This is a genomic window from Thioclava atlantica (genome assembly GCF_000737065.1).
Classification (GTDB): Bacteria; Pseudomonadota; Alphaproteobacteria; order Rhodobacterales; family Rhodobacteraceae; genus Thioclava; species Thioclava atlantica.
Map to the genome: position 1 here is coordinate 125,375 of NZ_AQRC01000006.1, position 22,832 is coordinate 148,206.

Annotated in this window: 23 protein-coding genes; 8 read left to right on the forward strand and 15 right to left on the reverse strand. The window is 64.0% G+C overall.

From position 1 onward, the window contains the following. Positions 1 to 2 precede the first annotated feature (2 nt). The 4 genes from mnmG to DW2_RS09335 are packed head-to-tail and all read left to right on the forward strand — an operon-like array spanning position 3 to position 4,188. Positions 3 to 1,865 carry a tRNA uridine-5-carboxymethylaminomethyl(34) synthesis enzyme MnmG gene (gene mnmG / locus DW2_RS09320; protein ID WP_038145694.1) on the forward strand — a complete coding sequence of 621 codons (1,863 nt, stop codon included), beginning with the start codon at positions 3 to 5 and terminating at the stop codon, positions 1,863 to 1,865. Next, a complete protein-coding gene (gene rsmG / locus DW2_RS09325; protein ID WP_038145695.1) occupies positions 1,862 to 2,491 on the forward strand; it encodes a 16S rRNA (guanine(527)-N(7))-methyltransferase RsmG in 630 nt (209 codons plus the stop codon). The genes mnmG and rsmG overlap by 4 nt, the downstream gene beginning before the upstream one ends. Beyond that, a complete protein-coding gene (locus DW2_RS09330) occupies positions 2,484 to 3,314 on the forward strand; it encodes a ParA family protein (protein WP_038145698.1) in 831 nt (276 codons plus the stop codon). Before rsmG ends, DW2_RS09330 begins: the two co-directional genes overlap by 8 nt. Continuing rightward, a complete protein-coding gene (locus DW2_RS09335; RefSeq protein WP_038145700.1) occupies positions 3,304 to 4,188 on the forward strand; it encodes a ParB/RepB/Spo0J family partition protein in 885 nt (294 codons plus the stop codon). The genes DW2_RS09330 and DW2_RS09335 overlap by 11 nt, the downstream gene beginning before the upstream one ends. On the opposite strand, the gene DW2_RS09340 is transcribed toward DW2_RS09335, so the two are convergent. Genes DW2_RS09340 through rph form a run of 5 tightly spaced genes read right to left on the reverse strand, consistent with a single transcriptional unit; the run spans position 4,189 to position 7,399 of the window. After that, a complete protein-coding gene (locus DW2_RS09340; RefSeq protein WP_038145702.1) occupies positions 4,189 to 4,542 on the reverse strand; it encodes a YbaN family protein in 354 nt (117 codons plus the stop codon). Further along, entirely contained in the window at positions 4,542 to 5,699 is a 1,158-nt protein-coding gene (hemW, locus tag DW2_RS09345) for a radical SAM family heme chaperone HemW (protein ID WP_156102934.1), read from the reverse strand. The genes DW2_RS09340 and hemW overlap by 1 nt, the downstream gene beginning before the upstream one ends. Further along, positions 5,696 to 6,079, reverse strand: coding sequence for a RidA family protein (locus tag DW2_RS09350; protein ID WP_038145703.1), 384 nt, complete (start codon positions 6,077 to 6,079; stop codon positions 5,696 to 5,698). The genes hemW and DW2_RS09350 overlap by 4 nt, the downstream gene beginning before the upstream one ends. Before the next feature lies 1 nt (position 6,080). Next, complete coding sequence (gene rdgB / locus DW2_RS09355; protein ID WP_038145705.1) at positions 6,081 to 6,689, reverse strand: RdgB/HAM1 family non-canonical purine NTP pyrophosphatase; 609 nt, start codon at positions 6,687 to 6,689, stop codon at positions 6,081 to 6,083. Beyond that, entirely contained in the window at positions 6,686 to 7,399 is a 714-nt protein-coding gene (gene rph / locus DW2_RS09360; RefSeq protein ID WP_038145708.1) for a ribonuclease PH, read from the reverse strand. The genes rdgB and rph overlap by 4 nt, the downstream gene beginning before the upstream one ends. A gap of 119 nt (positions 7,400 to 7,518) precedes the next feature. Between rph and hrcA the strand changes: the two genes are divergently transcribed. After that, positions 7,519 to 8,580, forward strand: a complete 1,062-nt coding sequence (hrcA, locus tag DW2_RS09365; protein ID WP_038145710.1) for a heat-inducible transcriptional repressor HrcA — start codon at positions 7,519 to 7,521, stop codon at positions 8,578 to 8,580. Beyond that, entirely contained in the window at positions 8,577 to 9,134 is a 558-nt protein-coding gene (locus DW2_RS09370; protein WP_156102935.1) for a nucleotide exchange factor GrpE, read from the forward strand. The genes hrcA and DW2_RS09370 overlap by 4 nt, the downstream gene beginning before the upstream one ends. Before the next feature lie 62 nt (positions 9,135 to 9,196). On the opposite strand, the gene mutS is transcribed toward DW2_RS09370, so the two are convergent. Continuing rightward, positions 9,197 to 11,842, reverse strand: coding sequence for a DNA mismatch repair protein MutS (gene mutS, locus DW2_RS09375; protein ID WP_038145714.1), 2,646 nt, complete (start codon positions 11,840 to 11,842; stop codon positions 9,197 to 9,199). A 117-nt stretch (positions 11,843 to 11,959) separates the two neighbouring features. On the opposite strand from mutS, the gene DW2_RS09380 reads away from it, so the two are divergent. Together DW2_RS09380 and DW2_RS09385 are read left to right on the forward strand one after the other, a co-directional pair. Continuing rightward, complete coding sequence (locus tag DW2_RS09380; protein WP_038145715.1) at positions 11,960 to 14,227, forward strand: NADP-dependent malic enzyme; 2,268 nt, start codon at positions 11,960 to 11,962, stop codon at positions 14,225 to 14,227. Positions 14,228 to 14,307: 80 nt separating this feature from the next. After that, positions 14,308 to 15,192 carry a ribokinase gene (locus DW2_RS09385; protein WP_038145717.1) on the forward strand — a complete coding sequence of 295 codons (885 nt, stop codon included), beginning with the start codon at positions 14,308 to 14,310 and terminating at the stop codon, positions 15,190 to 15,192. Here the strand turns inward: DW2_RS09385 and phoB are convergent. The 9 genes from phoB to DW2_RS09430 form a co-directional block, all read right to left on the reverse strand. Beyond that, a complete protein-coding gene (gene phoB, locus DW2_RS09390) occupies positions 15,177 to 15,869 on the reverse strand; it encodes a phosphate regulon transcriptional regulator PhoB (RefSeq protein WP_038145719.1) in 693 nt (230 codons plus the stop codon). The two genes, DW2_RS09385 and phoB, sit on opposite strands and share 16 nt — an antisense overlap. Positions 15,870 to 15,872: 3 nt before the next feature. Then, entirely contained in the window at positions 15,873 to 16,574 is a 702-nt protein-coding gene (gene phoU / locus DW2_RS09395) for a phosphate signaling complex protein PhoU (protein ID WP_038145721.1), read from the reverse strand. An 11-nt stretch (positions 16,575 to 16,585) separates the two neighbouring features. Next, on the reverse strand, positions 16,586 to 17,383 hold the full coding sequence (pstB, locus tag DW2_RS09400; RefSeq protein ID WP_038145723.1) for a phosphate ABC transporter ATP-binding protein PstB: 798 nt from the start codon (positions 17,381 to 17,383) through the stop codon (positions 16,586 to 16,588). Positions 17,384 to 17,395: 12 nt separating this feature from the next. Then, positions 17,396 to 18,745, reverse strand: coding sequence for a phosphate ABC transporter permease PstA (gene pstA / locus DW2_RS09405; protein ID WP_038145725.1), 1,350 nt, complete (start codon positions 18,743 to 18,745; stop codon positions 17,396 to 17,398). Continuing rightward, positions 18,742 to 19,950 carry a phosphate ABC transporter permease subunit PstC gene (gene pstC / locus DW2_RS09410; protein WP_038145727.1) on the reverse strand — a complete coding sequence of 403 codons (1,209 nt, stop codon included), beginning with the start codon at positions 19,948 to 19,950 and terminating at the stop codon, positions 18,742 to 18,744. The genes pstA and pstC overlap by 4 nt, the downstream gene beginning before the upstream one ends. 70 nt (positions 19,951 to 20,020) lie before the next feature. After that, positions 20,021 to 21,061, reverse strand: coding sequence for a substrate-binding domain-containing protein (locus tag DW2_RS09415; protein WP_038145728.1), 1,041 nt, complete (start codon positions 21,059 to 21,061; stop codon positions 20,021 to 20,023). Between the two features lie 130 nt (positions 21,062 to 21,191). Beyond that, complete coding sequence (locus tag DW2_RS09420) at positions 21,192 to 21,878, reverse strand: CbiX/SirB N-terminal domain-containing protein (protein ID WP_038145730.1); 687 nt, start codon at positions 21,876 to 21,878, stop codon at positions 21,192 to 21,194. A gap of 265 nt (positions 21,879 to 22,143) precedes the next feature. Further along, positions 22,144 to 22,563 carry an EVE domain-containing protein gene (locus DW2_RS09425; RefSeq protein WP_038145732.1) on the reverse strand — a complete coding sequence of 140 codons (420 nt, stop codon included), beginning with the start codon at positions 22,561 to 22,563 and terminating at the stop codon, positions 22,144 to 22,146. Beyond that, positions 22,563 to 22,832: a YciI family protein gene (locus tag DW2_RS09430; RefSeq protein ID WP_038145734.1), complete on the reverse strand. Its 270-nt coding sequence runs from the start codon at positions 22,830 to 22,832 to the stop codon at positions 22,563 to 22,565. The genes DW2_RS09425 and DW2_RS09430 overlap by 1 nt, the downstream gene beginning before the upstream one ends.

Consider the following 22,832-nt stretch of genomic DNA (forward strand, 5'->3'; position numbering starts at 1 on the left):
ACGTGAAACATTACGACGTCATCGTGATCGGCGGCGGCCATGCCGGAACCGAAGCAGCGCATGCGGCGGCCCGGATGGGGGCCGAGACCGCATTGGTGACGCTGCGTGCCGATGCGATCGGGGTGATGTCGTGCAACCCGGCGATCGGTGGCTTGGGTAAAGGCCATCTGGTGCGCGAAATCGACGCGATGGACGGCGTGATGGGGCAGCTCGCGGATGCGGCGGGGATCCAGTTTCGCCTTCTGAACCGGCGCAAGGGTCCGGCCGTGCAGGGGCCGCGCGCGCAGGCCGACCGGAAACTCTACCGCGAGGCGGCGCAGCGGGTGACTGCGGCGCAACCCAACCTTACCGTGATCGAAGGGGAGGTCACCGATCTGAAGGTGGCGGGCGGACGTGTGAGTGGGGTCGCGCTTGCGGATGGCAGCGAGATCACTTGCGGCGCGGCGATCCTGACCTCGGGAACCTTCCTAAATGGCGTGATCCATATCGGCGATCAAAAGAGTTCCGGTGGGCGCATCGGCGACAAGCCCTCGATCGCCCTCGCGGAGCGGCTGAAAGCGCTCGACCTGCCGCTGGGGCGTCTCAAGACCGGGACGCCGCCGCGGCTCGATGGCAAGACGATCGACTGGTCGCGGCTCGAAACCCAGCCGGGCGATGAAGATCCGGTGATGTTCTCCTTCCTGAACACGGCGCCGGCCGTGCGCCAGATCGCTTGCGGGATTACCCATACCAACGAAAAGACGCATGAGATCATCCGCACGAACCTTGATCGGTCGGCGATGTATGGCGGTCATATCCAGGGCGTCGGACCGCGTTACTGCCCGTCGATCGAGGACAAGATCGTGCGGTTTGCGGAGAAGGGCTCTCACCAGATCTTCCTCGAGCCCGAAGGTCTCGACGATGACACCGTCTATCCGAACGGGATCTCGACCTCGCTGCCCGCAGATGTGCAGGAAGATTACGTTCATTCGATCGTCGGGCTTGAGAAGGCTAAGATCCTGCAGCCCGGATATGCGATCGAGTATGATTTCGTCGATCCCCGAGCGCTGGATTTGTCGCTTCAGCTGCGTGCGTTTCCTGGACTATATCTTGCGGGTCAAATTAACGGAACCACAGGATATGAGGAGGCGGCTGCGCAGGGCTTGGTTGCGGGCCTCAATGCGGCCCTGTCCGTTCAGGAGCGCGAGCCTTTCCATTTCAGCCGGACGTCGAGCTATATCGGTGTGATGATCGACGATCTCGTCTCGCGCGGGGTGACGGAGCCTTACCGGATGTTCACCTCCCGGGCAGAGTTCCGGCTGTCTCTGCGTGCCGACAATGCCGATCAGCGACTCACCGGCATGGGCATCGATATCGGCTGCGTGGGCGAGGGGCGCCGCTCGGCGTTCGAGGCGAAGATGGAGGCGCTCGAGGCGGGGCGCGCCTTGATGGAGGCGACGGTTCTGACGCCCAAGGAGGCGCGCGACAAGGGCTTCCGGGTCAACCAGGATGGCACGCGGCGCTCCGTTTTCGAGCTGCTCTCCTTTCCCGATATCTCGCTCGAATCGCTCTGCTTGGCTCTGCCCGAACTGACGGCCATTCCTGGCGAGATTGCCAATCAGCTCGCTATCGATGCGCTTTATGCCAATTATGTTGAGCGCCAGCAGCAGGATGCGGCTTCGCTCAAGCGCGATGAGGGCTGGGAAATCCCCGAAGCTTTCGATTATTCCGCGCTGAACGGCTTGTCGAACGAACTCAAGGCGAAACTCGATCGGGCCCGTCCGCGGACGCTCGGGCAGGCGAGCCGAATCGACGGGGTCACGCCTGCGGCGCTGACCTTGATTCTCGCGAAATTGCGGCAAGCTCGGCGGGACAAGTCCGCATGAGCAGGGCGGAGGCCGAGCGTTTTCAAACGCTCTTTGATGTTTCACGTGAAACATTGGAGCGACTGGGGCGCTATGAAGAACTGCTGAAAAAGTGGAACCCGGCGATCAATCTCGTTTCCAAGTCGACATTGGACGAGGTCTGGTCGCGCCATTTCATCGATTCGGCCCAGCTTTTCAATCTGGCCCCAGCTGAGGCAAAGACCTGGGCCGATCTCGGGGCAGGGGGCGGGTTTCCCGGGCTCGTGATCGCGATATTAGCGAAGGAAAATGCGCCGGATCTCGAAGTTGTCCTAGTCGAATCGGATCGTCGGAAATCGGCCTTCCTTGCCTCGGTGAGTCGCGAGCTCGAACTGAAAACACGGGTTCTGGCCAAGCGAATCGAGGAAATCGCGCCGCTTCACGCGGATGTGCTCTCGGCCCGTGCGCTCGCAGCGTTGCAGGATCTACTTGGATTTGCCGAGCGGCATCTGCGGCCCGGCGGCGTCGCGCTCTTTCCGAAAGGGGCGCGGTGGCAGGAAGAGCTTGCGCTGGCGCGGCAAAGCTGGTCCTTTGACTGCGAGGCGAGCCCAAGCCTGAGCGATCCGAACAGTATTGTCCTGAAGATAAACGGAGCCCAGCGTGTCTGATCCAATTCGCGCGACAGAACCGAAAATCATTGCGGTCGCGAACCAGAAGGGCGGAGTTGGCAAGACGACGACGGCGATCAACCTGGCCGCCGCGCTCGTCGAAGAAGGTCACAAGGTTCTGCTGATCGATCTCGATCCGCAGGGGAATGCGTCCACCGGGCTGGGCGTCGAGCCCGAACATCGCGAACTGACGACCTACGATCTTCTGATCGAGGACGCCCCGGTGTCTGCGGTGCTGCAAAAGACCGATGTGGCGGGGCTTTACCTCTGTCCGGCGACGACGGACCTGTCTTCCGCGGATATGGAGCTGGTCTCGACGGAGAAGCGGATCTTTCTTCTGCATGACGCCCTTCGACATCCTGATGTCGATAGCTATGAGTTCGACTATATCTTGATCGACTGCCCCCCTTCGCTCAGCCTTCTGACGGTGAATGCGATGGTTGCGGCACATTCGGTTCTGGTGCCGTTGCAGGCGGAATTCTTCGCGCTCGAAGGCCTGTCGCAGCTTATGCTCTCGATCCGGGAGATCCGGAGCACCGCGAATCGCGACTTGCGGATCGAGGGAATCGTGCTGACGATGTATGATGTGCGCAACAATCTCTCGCAGCAGGTCGAGGCGGACGCGCGCGCGACGCTCGGAGAGCTTGTTTTTCGGACCATGATCCCGCGCAATGTCCGCATTTCCGAGGCGCCCTCTTACGCAATGCCGGTTCTCACCTATGATAGCTCGTCGCGCGGCGCGGTCGCCTATCGGTCGCTAGCGCGGGAACTGGTTGCGCGGCACACGGTCGCGAAGAAGGGGAGTTTGGTCGATGGCGGATAAGCGATTGGAGCGGCGCGGCCTGGGGCGGGGGCTTTCAGCCCTGATGGCGGATGTCGATCTCAACCCGAAGGAAACGAGCGCGGTGCCGCGTCGGGCCGAGCAATATGTCCCCGTCGAGCGTCTCGAACCCAATCCGGATCAGCCGCGGCGCGATTTCGAACCCGGAGCTCTGGAAGAGCTCGCGGCGTCGATCCGCGAAAAGGGCGTCATTCAGCCCCTGATCGTTCGGAAACACCCGGCAAAACCCGATCATTTCGAAATCGTCGCCGGCGAACGGCGCTGGCGTGCCTCGCAGATGGCGAAAGTGCACGAAGTGCCGATCATCGTGCGGGAGTTCAACGATACCGAGGTTCTCGAGGTCGCGATCATCGAAAATATCCAGCGCGCCGATCTGAACGCGTTGGAAGAAGCCTTGGCCTACAAGCAATTGATGAGCCGTTTTGGCCATACGCAGGAAAAACTGGCCGAAGCGCTTTCGAAAAGCCGAAGCCATATCGCGAACCTGATGCGTCTTTTGCAGCTGCCCGACGAGGTTCAGGGCTATCTGCGCGAGGGAAAACTCTCCGCCGGCCATGCGCGCGCGATGATCACCGCGCCCGATCCGGTCGCTTTGGCGCGTCAGACCGTGGCGAAGACGCTTTCGGTGCGCGATGTCGAGCGCCTGGCGAAGAAACAGGCCGAGCCCGAGCGCGCGCCGCGTCCGAAATCGCAAAAGGATGCGGATACCCGCGCACTCGAGGGGGATCTGTCCGCGACGATCGGGATGAAGGTCTCGATCGAGCACACGAATAGCGGGGCAGGGCGTCTGACCGTCAATTACGGCGATCTCGAACAGCTCGACAAGATCTGCCAGCTTCTCAGCGGTATCGAGTGATCAGCCGCTCGGCCGCGACCAGATGAAGATCGCCACAGCCACCAGCGTGATCGCCTGAACCGCGAGAATGATCGGCTTCAGCCCGAGTATCAGCGAAATTCCGAAAGCCGCAGCCATCGAGACGGAGGCCGCGACCTTTCCGCGCTTCGAAATCGCGCCGCGAGTCTGCCAATCCTCGATCGCCGGTCCGAAGCGTGGGTGGCTGATGAGCCAGTTATGGAGCCGCTCGGACGACCTTGCGAAGAAAAACGCGGCGAGCAGCATCAGGGGGACGGTCGGGACGAGGGGGAGAAAGACCCCGATCACGCCGATCGCGACCGAAATCAGCCCGAGAATGAGCCAGAGCACGCGCATCAGGGGATCAGCTCGCGCAGAATGGCGTTGAGAACCGGGCGGCCCGATTTGGTCGCGAAGATTCGACCCTGTTCCTGCGTAATCATGCCGATTTCCTCGAGATAGGCCACGCGCTGCGGATCGAGCGGCGTACCGGAAATCGCGTTGAACCTCTGCATGTCGAGCCCTTCCGAAAGCCGCATCGCGAAAAGAAGATACTCGATCGCCTGTTCCGCGTCATCCAGCGGCGCGCGCGAGGCCTCCCCGTTCCCTCTGGTTTCCACCTGCTCAAGCCAGGCACCGGGTTGCTTCGGAGTATCGGTCGCGTGGCGCCGTCCTTCCAGCGTCAGGCGTCCATGAGCCCCGGGACCGATGCCGACATAGTCGCCATAGCGCCAGTAGATGAGGTTGTGACGGCTTTCCGCGCCGGGACGCGCGTGGTTCGAGACCTCATAGGCCGGAAATCCGAATTCTTCGCAAATTTCCTGCGTTATCAGATACATATCGGCGGAGCTGTCGTCCTCGGGCAGGCCTTTCAGCTTTCCCGCGTCGTGGCGGGCGCCGAAAACCGTGCCCGGCTCGATCGTGAGCTGATAGAGCGACAGGTGATCGATCGCCATGCCGAGCGCCTCGCGCAGCTCGGCCTGCCAGGCTTCGGGCGTCTGGTGCTGACGCGCATAGATCAGATCGAAACTGACGCGCTCGAAATGGGTCCGCGCGATCTCGAAGGCGCGACGTCCCTCCGCCACGCTGTGCATACGGCCGAGGCGGCGCAGGTCGTCATCGTTGAGCGCCTGCATCCCCATCGAAATCCGGTTGATCCCGGCCTCCGAAAAGGCTCTGAACCGGCCTGAATCGATGCTTGTGGGGTTTGCCTCGAGGGTGATTTCCGGATCGTTCGCCTGCGGCCACGAGGCGCGGATCTTGTCGATGATCGCGGCAACCAGTTCAGGATCCATCAGCGAGGGCGTGCCGCCCCCGAAAAAGACCGTGTTTAGGACGCGGTCCTTGGTTTCGCGGGCGGCGCGCTCGATTTCGGAGAGATAGGCGGCTTGCCACCGTTTCTGGTCGATGACCCCCGCGACATGGGAGTTGAAATCGCAATAGGGGCATTTGGCGGCGCAAAAGGGCCAGTGGATATAGAGCCCGAAGCCGCCGTGGCGCCAGTCCTCGATCATCCCCGGAAGGCCGTGACTTCGATCTCGATCTTCATCGCCGGGTTGACCAGGCCGGCGACGATCATCGTTGCCGCGGGCCGGATCTCGCCGAAGACCTCGCCGAGGGCAGGGGCGACTTCCTCCATCAGTGCGGCATCGGTCAGGATGTAATTGGCGCGCACGACATCGCCCATCGAGAAACCTGCTTTCTCAAGCACCGAACCGATCGTTATCAGCGTATTTCGAGCCTGTTCCAGCGCAGAATCCGGGAAAACGCCGGTATCCGGATCGACGCCCGTGGTGCCCGCGACAAAACACCAGTCGCCCTGCACGACGGCGCGGGAATAGCCGAGTTTCGGTTCGTAGGGCGATCCGCCCGAGATCAGTTGGCGCTTGGACATGTCAGGCCTCGAAAATCTTGACGAATTCGCGGAAAGCCGCGGCGCGATGCGAGATCTCGTTCTTCCGGGCAGGGTCCATCTCCGCAAAGGTGAGATCGAACCCTTCTGGCTGGAACATCGGATCGTAGCCGTGCCCCAGTTCGCCGCGCACCGGCCAGACCAGCTGACCTTCGACCCGGCCCTCGAAAACCTCGTCATGACCGTCGGGCCAGGCGAGGACGAGGGTCGCACGGAAGCGCGCAGTGCGCGGCATCGGCGCCTCGATCTCGTCGCAGGCCTTCCAGGTCTTTTCCATCGCCATCGCGAAATCGCGCCCCGTCGGGGTGGTCGCCCAGTCGGCGGTGTAGACGCCCGGCGCGCCATCCAGACAATCGACCTCGATCCCGGAGTCGTCAGCGAGCGCGGGCAGCCCCGTCGCCGTCGCGGCGGCATGGGCCTTGATCCGGGCATTTCCGACGAAGGTGCTCTCGGTTTCCTCGGGCTCGGGAAGGTTCATCTCCTTCGCGCCGACGACCTCGATCCCGTAAGGATCGAGAATCGCACGGATTTCCGCGAGCTTCCCGGCATTATGGGTCGCGACGAGCAACTTGCTGTCGGTGAAGGGTCTCATGCGGTGGCGTCCTTTTGCGCCTCGACCAGACGGGCGACACCCGCCTCGGCGAGATCGAGAAGCCGGGTCATCTGATCGCGCGAGAACGTCGCGCCCTCGGCCGACATCTGCACCTCGATCAGCTTGCCCGACCCGGTCATGATGAAATTGCCGTCGGTGCCCGCTTCGCTATCCTCGGCATAATCGAGATCGGCGACCGGCTGGCCCGCATAGATCCCGCAGGAGATCGCCGCGACATGGTCCATCAGCGGATCGGAGACACAGGCGCCGGCTTTCAACAGCTTGTTCACCGCGAGGCGCAGCGCCACCCAGCCACCGGTGATCGAGGCGCAACGGGTGCCGCCATCGGCTTGGATGACATCGCAATCGACGACGATCTGACGTTCGCCAAGGGCGGACCGATCGACGCCGGCGCGCAGCGCGCGGCCGATCAAGCGCTGGATCTCGACGGTGCGCCCGCCCTGCTTACCGGCGGCGGCCTCGCGGCGATTGCGGGTATTCGTCGCGCGCGGCAGCATCCCGTATTCCGCGGTCACCCAGCCAAGCCCGGTACCCTTGAGAAAGGAGGGTGCACGATCCTCGATCGTGGCGGTGCAGAGCACATGGGTATCACCCATCTTGATCAGGCAAGATCCTTCGGCATGTTTGGTGATGCCGGTCTCGATTGAAATCGGACGAAGTTCGCTTAACTCTCTTCCGGATGGGCGCATTTTATGGTCCTCTTCGTGACTTTGCCCTCATTTGATCCTGACGGACCAGCGATGCAACCCCTAGCGCCGAGATTGACCTTCGGCGTCACGCAGCTTTAATTCACGGCAGATGAAGCGCGATGACTGACCGTAACGATATCCTTTCCGAACTGAATGACCGCTCGCGGGAGGTTTTCCGCCGGGTGGTCGAAAGCTTTCTGGAGACCGGCGATCCGGTGGGGTCGCGCACGCTCACCCGTCAGATGAGCGAGAAGCTCTCGGCGGCGACGATCCGCAACGTGATGCAGGATCTCGAATTCCTCGGACTTCTCGACAGCCCGCATATCTCGGCCGGCCGGATCCCGACGCAGATGGGGCTGCGGCTTTTCGTCGACGGGGTGATGGAAGTCAGCCGGATCGACGAGGAGGACCGCGCCGCGCTCGACGCGACGATGGGGGCGAATTCGGGCGATGTCGGGTCGCTGCTCGACCGGGTGTCGAGCGCGCTTTCGGGAATGACGCACGGCGCGAGCCTCGTCCTGACCCCGAAACACGAGGCGCCGATCCGCCATATCGAGTTTGTCTCGCTCGCGCCGGACCGGGCGCTTGTCGTTCTGGTCTTCGCGGATGGACGGGTGGAGAACCGCGTCTTCACCCCGCCCCTGGGCCAGACGCCCTCCTCGATGCGCGAAGCGGCGAATTTCCTGAACGCGATCGCGGAGGGGCGGACGCTTTCCGAATTGCGCAGCCAGATTCAGCGCGAAATCGCCAAGCGCCGCAGCGAAATCGATTCGCTGGCCGCCGAGATGATCGGGAGCGGCCTGGCGGCGTGGGAGAACAAGGGCGAGCGCTCGGAACGGCTGATCGTGCGGGGGCGGTCGAATCTGATCGGCTCGGAAGAGGATCTCGACCGGATCCGCTCGCTCTTCGACGATCTGGAGCGCAAGCGGGACATCGCCGAATTCCTCAACCTGACCGAAGAGGGCGAGGGTGTTCGCATTTTTATCGGCTCCGAGAACAAACTTTTCTCTCTTTCGGGTTCCTCTTTGGTCGTCTCTCCATATATGAACGCTGACCGAAAGATCATCGGCGCGGTGGGCGTGATTGGGCCGACCCGGCTCAATTACGGACGGATCGTGCCGATCGTGGATTACACAGCGCAACTGGTCGGGCGGATGATTTCCGGCCAGGGCAGAGGATGACAGGCATGAGCGAGAAGAAAGACGAGATCGCCGAAGACCAGGCCCATATCGACGAGAGCTTCGAAGACGTGATGGCCGAGGAGGCCGATGAACTCGAAGCGCTGCGCGCCGAGCGTGACGAGATGCGCGACAGGTTCATGCGCGCGCTGGCCGATGCCGAGAACGCGCGCAAGCGGGCCGACAAGGAACGCCAGGAAGCATCGAATTACGGTGGCACGCGACTCGCGCGCGACATGCTGCCGGTGTTCGACGCGTTGTCGCGTGCGCTCGAGGCCGCGAATGAGGACGTGCGCGCCCAGGCGGGCGCCTTCCTCGAGGGTGTCGAGCTGACCCAACGGGAATTGCTCAACGTCTTCGCGCGTCACGGCATTACCGCGGTCGCTCCCGAGTTGGGCGAGAAATTCGACCCCAAGATGCATGAGGCGATGTTCGAGGCGCCCGCGCCCGGCACGCAGGCAGGCGACATCATTCAGGTCATGGAGCAGGGCTTCATGATCCACGACAGGCTCTTGCGGCCGGCCAAGGTGGGCGTCAGCTCCACCCCGAAATCCTGATCGGAGAGGCTGGGGGTTTCACACCCCCAGACCCCCGTGGGATATTTCCACAGAACCGAAGATCAATCCGTCAGAAGCCCGCGCAGCTCGTAGAGTGCGTTGAGGGCTTCTTTCGGTGTCATCTCGTCGGGAATGAGCGCCTTGAGGCGCTCTTCGAGCGCGGAGTCGCCCTGGGGTTTTGGTGCGGATTGAGGCGTGTTAGAGACTGAAAACAGCGGAAGATCGTCGATCACCGCCTGTTTCTGGGTCCCGCCTTCACGCTCGCCCTTCTCGAGCGCGTCGAGAACGATGCGCGCGCGTTCCACCACCGAATGGGGAAGGCCCGCGAGCCGGGCGACCTGAACGCCGTAGGAACGGTCGGCGGCGCCCTTGCGCACCTCGTGCAGGAAGATCACCTCGCCTTCCCATTCCTTCACCGCGACGGTGGCGTTCTCGACCCCGTCGAGCTTCGCCGAAAGCGCGGTCATCTCGTGGTAATGGGTGGCAAACAGCGCGCGACAGCGGTTTCCCGCATGCAGATGTTCCATCACCGCCCAGGCGATCGAGAGACCGTCATAGGTCGCGGTGCCGCGGCCGATCTCGTCGAGGATGACAAGGGCGCGGTCATCGGCCTGGTTGAGGATCGCCGCGGTTTCGACCATCTCCACCATGAAGGTCGAGCGGCCACGCGCGAGATCGTCTGCCGCGCCGACGCGGGAGAACAGCTGCGAGACGAGGCCGATATGGGCGCGCGCGGCGGGCACGAAACTGCCGGCCTGCGCGAGCAGCGCGATCAGGGCGTTCTGGCGCAGGAAGGTCGATTTACCCGCCATGTTCGGGCCCGTGAGCAGCCAGATCGCAGGCGTCTCGCCCTCGGTCAGGTCGCAATCATTGGCGATGAAGGGCTCGCCGGTCTTCTTCAGCGCGGCCTCGACCACGGGATGCCGTCCGCCTTCGATGATGAAGGCGTGGCTGTCATCGACCTTGGGCTCGCACCAGCTCTCGGAACGCGCGAGGGTGGCGAAGGCGGCGGCGAGGTCGATCTCGGCCAATGCGCGCGCGGCCTCGTTGATTTCACCCGCCCGATCCAGAATGGCCTGTCTGAGGCTGGAATAGAGCCTTTTCTCGATCTCGAGCGCATGGTTTCCGGCGTTCAGGATCCGGGTTTCCAGCTCGCTCAGCTCTACTGTCGTGAATCGGACCTGGTTCGCGGTCGTCTGGCGGTGAATGAAGCGCTCCGAAAGTGGCGGCGCCATCATCTTCTCGGCATGGGTCGCGGTGGTCTCGATGAAATAGCCGAGCACATTGTTATGCTTGATCTTGAGGCTCGAGATGCCGGTGGCCTCGATATATTCCGCCTGCATTTTCGCGATCACGCCCCGGCCTTCGTCGCGCAACTGACGCGTCTGGTCGAGCTCGTCGTCATACCCGGCGGCGATGAAGCCACCATCGCGGGCGAGAAGCGGCGGATCGGCCACGAGGGCGGCATCGAGCAGGGCGGTGAGTTCGTCATGGCCGACCAATGCGCGGCCCGCCTCGCGCAGGAGCGCGGGGGCCTCGCTCTCGGAAAGGGTCTCCGCGATGCGGCCCGCCTGGGCGAGACCGTTGCGGATCGCCGCCATGTCGCGCGGCCCGCCCCGTTCGAGCGCGAGACGCGAGAGCGCCCGGTCCATATCGGGGCATCGGCTCAATTCCGCGCGCAGATCTTCGGTGAATCGACCCTGTTCCAGCAGGAACCGCACAGAATCGTGGCGCGCGTGGATCTCGGAAAGGCTGCGGGAGGGGGCGGAGAGGCGGCGTTCGAGAAGCCGTGCGCCGCCCGCGGTCACGGTGCGGTCGATCGCGTGCAGCAGCGAGCCGTCGCGCCCGCCCGACAGCGCCTGGGTCAGTTCCAGGTTGCGCCGCGTCGCCGCGTCGATCTGCATCGCCGAGCCGCTTTCCTCGTGGATCGGGCGGCGCAGGAGCGGCAATTTCCCTTTCTGGGTAATCTCGAGATAATCGACGATCGCGCCCATCGCCGCCATTTCGGCGCGGGTGAAGCTGCCGAAGGCATCCAGCGAGCCCACCGAGTAAAGCGCAAGAAGACGATTTTCGGCCGCCTGGCTGTCGAAGCTCGCGCGGGCGAGCGGCGTGAGCGAGGCACGCATATCAGAGACGATTTCGGCGCAATCTCCCTCTTTCGTCTCGCTCACGAGCACTTCGCGCGGGGCGAGGCGCGCCAGTTCCGGCCCGAGCCGCGTCAGCGGGCAGGGAGTGACGCGAAACTCGCCGGTCGAGATATCGACCCAGGCCAGCGCCGCCTCGTCGCGCACCTCGGCCCAGGCGGCGAGGAAATTGTGTCGCCGCGCCTCGAGCAGGCTTTCCTCGGTGAGCGTGCCGGGCGTGACCAGCCGCACCACGTCGCGTTTCACCACCGATTTCGAGCCGCGCTTCTTCGCCTCGGCGGGATCTTCCATCTGCTCGGCGATCGCGACGCGGAATCCCTTGCGGATCAGCGTCAGCAGGTAGCCCTCGGCGGCATGAACGGGCACGCCGCACATCGGGATATCCTCGCCCATATGCTGGCCGCGCTTGGTGAGCGCGATGTCGAGCGCCGCCGCCGCCGCGACGGCGTCGTCGAAGAACATCTCGTAGAAATCGCCCATCCGGTAGAACAGGAGCGCCCCCGGATTGGCCTCCTTGATCCCCAGAAACTGTTCCATCATCGGTGTGACGGTCGGCTTGCCCATAGGTCCCCCAAATCGCTGTCGGGCGACCCTACAAAACCCGGGATTCGGGCGCAATTCCGTTGAGCGACGAGACGCGGGCCGTTAAGACGGACCGACCGAGAGGAGGAGTATCGGCCCATGTCCAGCAAGAACCGTATCACGCCCGAAGAGGCGCTGGCCTATCACCTCGATCCGCGACCGGGGAAATATGACATCGTCGCATCGAAACCGATGACCTCGCAGCGCGATCTGTCGCTGGCCTACAGCCCCGGCGTGGCGGTTCCGGTCGAGGCGATCGCGGAGAATCCCGAGACCGCCTATGATTACACGGTGAAGGGCAACATGGTGGCCGTGATCTCGAACGGGTCGGCGATCCTCGGGCTCGGCAATCTGGGTGCGCTGGCCTCGAAGCCGGTGATGGAAGGCAAGGCGGTGCTCTTCAAGCGGTTCGCCGATGTGAACGCGATCGATATCGAGCTCGATACCGAGGATGCCGACGAGATCATCAACGCGGTCAAGCTGATGGGGCCCACCTTCGGCGGGATCAATCTGGAGGATATCAAGGCGCCCGAATGCTTCATCATCGAGCAGCGCCTGAAGGAGCTGATGGATATCCCGGTGTTCCACGACGATCAGCACGGCACGGCGGTGATCTGCGCCGCGGGCCTGATCAACGCGCTCGAACTCTCGGGCAAGAAGATCGAGGACTGCAAGATCGTGCTCAACGGCGCGGGGGCTGCGGGCATCGCCTGTCTGGAACTCGTGAAGGCGATGGGCGCCAAGCACGACAATTGCATCATGTGCGACACCAAGGGCGTGATCTACCAGGGTCGCACCGAGGGCATGAACCAGTGGAAATCGGCCCATGCCGCGGTGACCGAGGCGCGCACGCTCGAGGAGGCGATGGCCGGGGCGGACGTGTTCCTCGGCGTGTCGGCTAAGGGCGCGGTGACGCAGGAGATGGTGCAGTCGATGGCCGACAATCCGGTCATCTTCGCGATGGCCAATCCCGATCCGGAAATCACGCCCGAAGAGGCCCATGCCGTGCGGCCCGATGCGATCGTGGCGACGGGGCGGTCGGACTACCCCAACCAGGTGAACAACGTCCTCGGGTTTCCCTACCTTTTCCGCGGCGCGCTCGACATCCATGCGCGCGCGATCAATGACGAGATGAAGATCGCCTGCGCCCGCGCGCTGGCCGAGCTTGCCCGCGAGGACGTGCCCGACGAGGTGGCGATGGCCTATGGGCGCAAGCTGACCTTCGGGCGCGACTACATCATCCCGACGCCGTTCGACCCGCGGCTGATCCACGTGATCCCCCCGGCGGTCGCGAAGGCGGGGATGGATACCGGCGTCGCGCGGCGCCCGATCATCGACATGGACGGCTATGCGCAGAGCCTCAAGGCGCGGATGGACCCGACCGCCTCGATCCTGCAGGGCATCCATGCCCGGGCGCGTCAGGCGCAGGCGGCGATGATCTTCGCGGAAGGCGACGACCCGCGCGTGCTGCGTGCCGCGGTGGCCTATCAGCGCTCCGGCATGGGCCGGGCGCTGGTGGTCGGTCGCGAGACGGATGTGCGCGAGAAGCTCGAAGCTGCGGGGCTCGGCGACGCCTATCGCGAATTGCAGATCGTGAACTCGGCGAATTCCAAGCATATCGAGGCCTACAAGGAGTTCCTCTATACCCGGCTGCAGCGCAAGGGGGTGGACCGGGTCGATGCTCACAAGCTCGCCACGCGCGACCGGCATGTCTTCGCCGCGCTGATGCTGGTGCATGGGCACGGCGACGGGATGATCACGGGGGCGACGCGGAAATCGGCCCATGTGCTCGAACTGGTCAACAAGGTGATCGACGCGAACCCGTCAGACGGTGCGGTGGGCATCACGGCGGTGCTCAACAACGGGCGCGTCGTCCTGATCGGCGATACGCTGGTGCATGAATGGCCCGACGAGAACGACCTGGCCGATATCGCGACCTCCGGAGCGCAGGTGGCGCGGGGGCTGGGGCTCGAGCCGCGCGTGGCGTTCTGCTCCTTCTCGACCTTCGGCTATCCGGTCTCGGAGCGCGCGACGAAGATGCATATCGCGCCGAAAGTGCTCGACGCGCGCGGGGTCGATTTCGAGTATGATGGCGAGATGACCGTCGATGTGGCGCTGAACATGGACCAGATGAAGAACTACCCGTTCTGCCGTCTCAGCGGTCCGGCGAATATCCTCGTCGTTCCCGCGCGTCACTCGGCCTCGATCTCGGTGAAGCTGATGCAGGAGACGGCAGGGGCGACGGTGATCGGCCCGATCCTGACCGGAACGCCGCATGCGGTGCAGCTCTGCTCGACCTCCTCGACGGTCAACGACATTCTCAACATGGCGGCGATTGCGGCGTGCAAGCTCGGGCACGCGAAATGAGGCGAAGCGGGGAGGGGCTCTGCCCCGCTGCGCCTGCGCGCAGCCCCCGGGATATTTGAGATCAAGAGGAAGCAGGGGCGATGATCTACAATCTCGGTTCGATCAATGCCGATCACGTCTATCGCCTGGCGCGCCTGCCCGCGCCGGGCGAGACGGTTGCCGCCGAGAGCTATTCCCTGGGACTGGGGGGCAAGGGCGCGAACCAGTCGGTCGCCATCGCGAAATCGGGCGGCAAGGTGCGTCATATCGGAGCGGTGGGGGGCGACGGCCGCTGGATGGTCGAGCGGCTGGAGGAGGCGGGCGTGGATTGCACCCCGGTTCTTCAGCTCGAGGCAGCTTCGGGGCATGCGATCATCACGGTCGATGCGGCGGGCGAGAATGCGATCGTCATCCATGCGGGTGCAAATCGTGCGATTGCCGAGGATCACGTGAAGCAGGCTCTGGCCGAGGCCGGGCCTGGCGATGCGCTGATCTTGCAGAACGAGACCGGGTTGCAGGTCGAAACGGCCCGTCTTGCGCAGGAACAGGGTCTGTTCGTGGTCTATTCCGCCGCGCCCTTCGAGGCCGAGGCCGCGCGCGCGGTGCTGCCCTATCTGTCGCTTCTGATCGTCAACGAACTGGAGGCGGCGCAGCTCTGCGCGGCGCTCGGGATCACGCTTGACGCGCTGGAGGTGGAGAACGTGCTGGTCACGCTCGGGGCGCGGGGCGCGGTCTGGCACGATCTGGCGCGCGGCCACGAGATCCGGGTTCCGGGATTTGCCGTCGAGGCGGTGGACACGACCGGCGCGGGCGACACCTATGCGGGGTACCTGCTTGCGGGCCTGTCCGAGGGGCTCGCCGTCGACGAGGCGATGCGGGTGGCCGCGGCCGCGGCGGCGCTGCAGGTGACGCGGCCGGGGGCGGCGGAGGCGATCCCGACCGGGGCCGAGGTCGCCGAGTTTCTCGCGGCTCAGCCGAGCGCGTAACCGGTGCCGCGCACCGTGCGCACCGGATCCGAGCCGCCATGCACCATCAGCGCCTTGCGCAGGCGGCCGACATGGACGTCGATCGTGCGGGTATCGACATAGATGTCGCGTCCCCAGACCCGGTCGAGAAGCTGGTCGCGGGTCCAGACCCGGCCCGGTTTCTCCATCAGTGTCGAGAGCAGCCGGAACTCGGTCGGGCCGAGCTTGAGCGGCTTGCCGTCGCGGAAGACGCGGTGCTCCTCGGCATCGAGGACGATATCCTCGAAGGAGAGCCGCTCGCCCATCGTCGAGGGGCGGGTGCGGCGCAATTGCGTGCGCACCCGCGCCATCAGTTCCACGACCGAATAGGGTTTCACGACATAGTCGTCGGCCCCGGTTTCGAGCCCGCGGACCCGGTCCACCTCTTCGGAGCGGGCCGAGAGCATGATGATCGGGATGCCGCGGGTCTCGGTATTGGATTTCACCCGGCGGCAGATCTCGATCCCCGAGACATTGGGCAGCATCCAGTCGAGGACGATGAGATCGGGCTTTTCCTCTTTCACGAGGAGCAGCCCCTCATCGCCATTCTCTGCCATCACGACGCGGAAGCCCTCGGCTTCGAGATTGTAGCTGAGGACCTCGCGCTGCGCGGATTCGTCCTCGACGACAAGCACACAAGGCTGTTGGGCAGGCGACATCTATCAGGCCTCCGTCTTCACCACGCTCGAACTCTTGGGCCGCGATTCCTCGGGCATCTCGCCGGTGACGAGATAGATCACCTGCTCGGCGATCGAGGTCGCGTGGTCGCCCATCCGTTCGATGTTCTTGGCGATGAAATGCAGATGCATGCAGGGGGTGATGTTGCGCGGGTCTTCCATCATGTAGGTCAGGAATTCGCGGAACAGCGCGTTGTACATCTGATCGACTTCGATATCGCGGCCGCGCACGTCGTGGGCGAGATCCGCGTCACGCTGGATATAGGCGTCGAGCGCGTCCTTGAGCATCGACTCGACCGCGGAGGCCATGCGGCGGATCGCGGCGGCGGTGCCGTTGATCTGCGGACCGTCCGACAGCACCTGCGAGCGCTTGGCGATATTCTTCGCGTAATCGCCGACGCGTTCGAGGCTGGCGGAGATCTTGATCACCGAGAGCGTCATGCGCAGGTCGCGCGCGGCGGGGGCGCGCAGGGCGATGAGTCGGGCGGCCTCGTCGTTGATCCGCTCCTCGAGCGCATCGACCGTCTTGTCCTGATCGCGGACCTGTTGCGCGAGATCGGGGTCACGCTCCTCGAGTGCGCGGGCGCTTTCGAGGATCTGTTCCTCGACCAGCCCGCCCATCTTCACCACCAGCGCCTGCACGGCCTCGAGGTCGCGGTCGAATGCCGAAAGAATATGCTCGCTCATTTTTTGTCTCCTCAGCCGATCCGGCCGGTAATGTAGCTTTCCGTCCGCGGATCGGACGGATTGGTGAAAATCTTGTCCGTGTCGTCGTATTCCACCAGGTGTCCGAGGTGGAAGAACGCGGTCTTCTGGGAAACACGCGCGGCCTGTTGCATCGAGTGGGTCACGATGACCACCGAGAAATTGGCGCGCAACTCGTCAATCAACTCCTCCACCTGCGCCGTCGCGATTGGATCGAGCGCAGAGCAGGGTTCGTCCATCAGCAGCACTTCGGGCGAGGTCGCGATCGCGCGTGCAATGCACAGGCGCTGCTGCTGGCCACCCGAGAGGCCGGTGCCGGGCGCATGAAGGCGGTCCTTCACCTCGTTCCACAGCGCGGCCTTGCGCAGCGCGCTTTCGACGACCTCTTCGAGCTCGGCGCGCGAACGCGTCAGGCCGTGGATCTTGGGCCCGTAGGCGACATTGTCATAGATCGATTTCGGGAAGGGGTTGGGTTTCTGGAACACCATGCCCACCTTCGCGCGCAGCTGCACCGGATCGACGCGCTTGTCGTAGATATCCTCGCCATCGAGCAGGATCTCGCCCTCGATCCGGGCGATGTCGATGGTGTCGTTCATCCGGTTGAGGCAGCGCAGGAAGGTCGATTTCCCGCAGCCCGACGGGCCGATGAAGGCCGTGACCGTCTTGTCGAGGATGTCGACATCGACATCCTTGATCGCATGATTTTCGCCGTAATAGACCTGCACGCCGCGCGCGGTGATCTTCGTTTCGGTGTTGGCCACGGCTCTCTCCGTAAAACTCATATCGTTCATGATCCCGCTTCCTTACCAGCGGCGCTCGAATTTGCGGCGCAGCACCACAGCGATGATGTTCATCCCCAGCAGGAACACCAGCAGGATGATGATACCGCCCCAGGCGCGTTCGTAGAAGGCCGGGTCGGCGCGCTTCGCCCATTCGTAGATCTGTGCCGGCATCGCCGAGTTGGGCGAGACGAACCCGTCCCAGAACCCGTCCGGGGTGTTGGTCGCGATGAAGCCCACCATGCCGATCAGCAGCAGCGGCGCGGTCTCGCCAAGCGCCTGCGCGAGCCCGATGATCGTGCCGGTCAGGATGCCCGGCATCGCCAGCGGCAGGACGTGGTGGAACACCGCCTGCATTTTCGAGGCACCCACCCCGAGCGCGGCGTCGCGGATCGAGGGCGGCACGGCCTTCAGGGCCGCGCGGGTCGAGATGATGATCGTCGGCAGCGTCATCAGCGTCAGCACGAGCCCGCCGACCAGCGGCGCCGATTGCGGCAGATGCGCGAACTGGATGAAGATCGCGAGGCCGAGGATACCGAAGACGATCGAGGGCACGGCGGCGAGGTTCGAGATGTTCACCTCGATCAGGTCGGTGAACCGGTTCTTCGGCGCGAATTCCTCGAGATAGATCGAGGCGGCGACGCCGATCGGGAGCGACAGCACCAGCACGACCAGCATCATGTAGAACGAGCCCAGCATCGCGATGCCGATCCCGGCCTGTTCGGCGCGGCTGTCCGAGGCGTCGGCACCGAAGATGAAGTCCCAGTTGAAGCTCTTGTGCAGAATGCCCGCCTTGAGCAGCGCATCGGCAAGGTCGAGCTGCTCGACCGAGATGTTCTTGTCCTGGGCGACCTGATCGCGTTTCACGCGACCCTTGAGATAGCCGTCGACGCGCGAGGAGGCGAGGATCTCGGCGGTGACCGTCTGGCCGACCAGATCGGGATTGGCCAGCACGCGGTCGCGCAGCTGCGCCGCCGCGGAGGACGAGATCAGGTTCTTCATGTCCCCCGATTTCGTCAGCGGCGTCTCGATACCGGCCTTTTGCACCGCGTCGAGAAGACCTTGCTGGATCAGCGGGGCATAGGTGAAGGTTGTCGCCTTCTTCAGATCGGCCGGGTCACGGTTGCCTTTCTTGTCGAGCTTCGCGGCGTCGAGATGGACCGGAACGCGCAGGAAGCTCTGTTCGAAGGCGGAGGCGCCGTTCATGAAGATCGTCGAGAGAAGGATCACCAGGAAGGTGATACCGACAGCGATCGCGCCGATGCCGAGCGCCTTGAACCGGGTCTCGGCGGCGTTGCGGCGCTTGGTGCGCGCGTCGACATGGTGCAGCGACCGGCTGACCGGGCGCGCCGTGTTCGGGCTCGCGTCGCTCATTCGTATTGCTCCCGGTATTTGCGCACGATGTAGAGCGCGAAGATATTGAGCCCGAGCGTGACGACGAACAGCGTCATGCCGAGAGAGAAGGCGACGAGCGCCTCGGGCGAGGCGAAATCGGCGTCGCCGGTCAGCTGGCTGACGATCTTGGCCGTCACCGTGGTCATCGCGTCGAACGGGTTGAGCGAGAGCCGTGCGGCGGCGCCGGCGCCCAGCACCACGATCATCGTCTCGCCGATCGCGCGCGAGGCCGCGAGCAGGATCGCACCGACGATGCCGGGCAGGGCGGCGGGCATGACGACCTGGCGGATCGTCTCGGATTTGGTCGCGCCGAGCCCGTAGGAGCCGTCGCGCAGGGCCTGCGGAACGGCGTTGATGATGTCATCGGAGAGCGAGCTGACGAAGGGGATGAGCATGATCCCCATCACGAGGCCGGCGGTCATCACCGCGGTTCCCGCATGCATCCAGCCGCCATCGGCAAATGCCGCGGTCGGGCCCTTGGGGCCGAAGATCGAGAGCAGGAACGGACCCACGGTCAGCAGCGCGAAAAGGCCGTAGACGATGGTGGGGATGCCGGCGAGCACCTCGAGCAGCGGCTTGACCGCGCCGCGCACTGTCCTGCTCGCGTATTCCGAGAGATAGATCGCGGCGAAGAGGCCGATCGGCACCGCCACCGCGAGGGCGACGAAGGAGATGTAGAGCGTGCCCCACAGCAGCGGCAGGATCCCGAGCTCGGAGCCGCCGCCGAAGCTGGGCGTCCATTCGGTGCCGAAGAAGAATTTGGTGAGCGGGTAGAGACGGAAGAATTCGATGGTGTTGAAGACGAGCGAGAGCACGATCCCGAGCGTGGTCAGGATCGCAAGGCTCGCCGCCGCGATCAGAAGCCCCTTGATCACCGCCTCGACCGCGTTGCGGGCACGGAAATCACGTCCGATCAGGCGCAGGCTGAGCGCGAAGCCGATCACCCCCGCCAGGATCGTCGCGCCCCAGAGCACCGCCGGGGCGACGCCGAAAGCTGCGAGAAGGATCGAAAGCGCGAACGCGGGCAGCGCGGCGGACAGCGCGACCAGCGTGCCCGAATAGTTCGGCACGGAGTGCAATACGCGCGTGTCGCCACCCGCGGCCTTCAGAGCGCGAAATCGCCCGGCGAGGAAACCGCCGAGCGCCAGCGCCGCAAGAAGCGCACCGATCCACAAGACTTCCATGAATAACCCGTAAGTTCGAAAAGGTCCTAAAAGGTCGGGACGGCGGCGTACCGCCGTCCCGGGGCATGAATTACATGCCGCTGTTCATCGTGACTTCGTTGGCCACGGCTTCCTGGGTCTTCGCCAGTTCCGGGTCCGACACGAGGCCGTAGGCGGCCAGCGGGCCTTCCGCGCCAGCCATGTCGTCGGAGACGAAGAACTCGGCATATTCCTTCAGGCCGGGGACCTGACCGATATGGGCTTTCTTGACATAGAAGAAGAGCGGACGCGAGACCGGGTAGTCGCCCGAAGCGATGGTGTCGGTCGACGGGGTGACGCCCGACATGGTCGCCACTTTCAGCTTGTCGGTGTTGTTCTCGTAGAAGGCGAGACCGAAGACGCCGATGCCGTTCGGGTTCGAACCGATGCGGGCGAGGGTCTCGGTGTAGTCACCGTCGATATCCACGGCCTTGCCGTCGGTGCGGACCTTCATGCACTCTTTCGAGGCGGCTTTCTCGTCCATGCCCGAAGCGACATAGGCTTCCTTGGCGCCGGTCGCTTCACAGCCAGCTTCCAGAACCTTCTCTTCGAAGACTTCGCGGGTGCCGTGCTTGGTGCCCGGGATGAAGGCGACGATGTCGGCTTCCGGCAGGTCGGCGTTGAATTCGTTCCACTTGGCGTAGGTGTTGTCGACCAGCTTGCCGTCCTTCAGCACCTTCGCGCCGAGCGCGTTGTAGATGTCGGCGGGTTCGAACGCGGTGAAGGCCGGGCCGTCCTTCTGGCTGGCGAAGACGATGCCGTCATAGCCGATGCGGACTTCCATGATGTCCTTCACGCCGTTCTCGGCGCAGGTCGCGATTTCGCTGTCCTTGATCTTGCGCGACGCGTTCGCGACGTCGATCGTGTTCTCGCCCACGCCTTCGCAGAAACGCTTCAGGCCGGCCGAGGAACCGCCGGACTCGACCACCGGGGTCGGGAAGTCGAAGTTCTCGCCGAAAGCTTCGGCGACGATCGAGGCGTAGGGCAGCACGGTGGACGAGCCGGCGACCTGGAGGTTGTCGCGCGCGAAGGCGGCGGTGCCGGAAGCGGCAGCAAGCGCGATCGCGGAGGCGGCGATGGTGACGAATTTCATAGATCACTCCCAGTGTTCTGATACACGGGCCCAGCAGGGCCTCGGGGGCGTCGTAGGACGGTTTCGTGACGCTTATGCAAACCTTATGTAACCGGTTTATGACATTCCACGTTTTCGTGAGGTCACGTGATTACCCGCGGGCAATGGCCTTTGCCACAAGGGCGGGGACCTCACGATGGGCGCCGATCTCCGCAAGACGCAGGCCCCGGTAGCCAGCCTGTTGCAATGCCTCGGGAATATCGCCCTGAACATGCCCGGCGCGAAGGGCGAAGAAGGGCAGGCAGATCCCGTCCCCCAGCTCTTTCGCGACGTCTTCGAGGTAAGGCGGTTCTTCGATCAGGGCGACGTGGATCGGCGGCATGTCGCGCCTTTGGGCAAGGGATTCGGCCATGTCATAGACCGAATCGCGCGACCGGCGGGCGACCTTCGACCCGTGCGCGACAAGGATCAGCGGCAAGTCGGAGATCGGGCGATCGCTCTCGGTTGCGGCAGAGATCACCACGCGGGCGATCAGATCGGACAGCTCAGGATCGACGCCGAACGGCCGCAAGACGCGCGCCTTAACCCCCATATCCGCGATGCGCCGCGGCAATTCGGTCTTGGTGAACCAGCCTTCGGCCATGAAGAACGGGTAGATCCAGGGGTCGTCGAGCCCGTCGAGGGCGGCCTCGAGCGCGCCCCGGGATGCGAGCGTCGCACTCCGCACCGTGCGGCCGGGCAGCAAGTCGCCCACTGAGCTGGCCAGCGATTTCAGCGCGGCTTCCTGCGTTTCGGGATCGGAAGGAGATCCGTGGGCGACGATCACGACCGGGTTCATGGTTTCAGCCTATCGCTTTTTCCGCCCCGTGCAAATGAGCGCCTCGTCGGCCGCGATGTTCGTTAACATACTGTAAACGTGTTGAATTTTCGAGACTTCGTGATTGCATGGAGAGCCTGCAGGCTGTATCACGAACATACCGGCCAGGATGGCCAGACCCGAGATATCAGTTTCACGTGTGGTGCGAAGGGGAGCACGTGGGTGAGGGAGGGTTCTGGTAGGGGTGCCGGAACCCTCCTGTCTTTTCAGCACGAAGATATCGCGATCAGGGGTCGATACCGCCCATCTCGCAGACGATCTTCCATTCCTCCTCGGTCACCGGCTGGACCGAGAGCCGCATCGAGGTGACCAGCGCCATCTCTGACAGGCGCGGCTCGCCCTTCACATCGGCCAGCGTCACCGGCGTCTTCAGCGGCTTCACCGCCTTGATGTCCACGCAATCCCAGCGGGGATCGTCGGTGGTGCTGTCGGGATGCGATTGCGCAACCACCTCGGCGATGCCCACGACTTCCTTTCCGATATTCGAATGGTAGAAGAAGCCGCGATCGCCGATCTTCATCTCGCGCATGTTGTTGCGCGCGAGATAGTTGCGCACGCCGTCCCATTCCTCGCCCTGCTCGCCCTTGGCGACCAGATCGTCCCAGGAAAACTTGTTGGGCTCCGATTTGAACAGCCAGTAGCGCATCAGCCGATCACCTTCTTCCATTCCTGAACGCTCACGGTCTCGAAGAGGCCTGCCTTGGCATAGGGATCATTCGCGGCCCAGTCCTGCGCGGCCTGAAGGCTGTCGGTCTCGAGGATCACGAGGGAGCCCGCCATCTGACCGTTCTCGATGAAGGGCCCCGCCATGAAGACGATGCCGGTCTCCTCGATATAGGCGAGGTGTTTCTCGCGATTGTCGAGACGGGTCTGAAGCGCGCCGGACTTGTCGCGGCAAATGACGGCAAAATACAT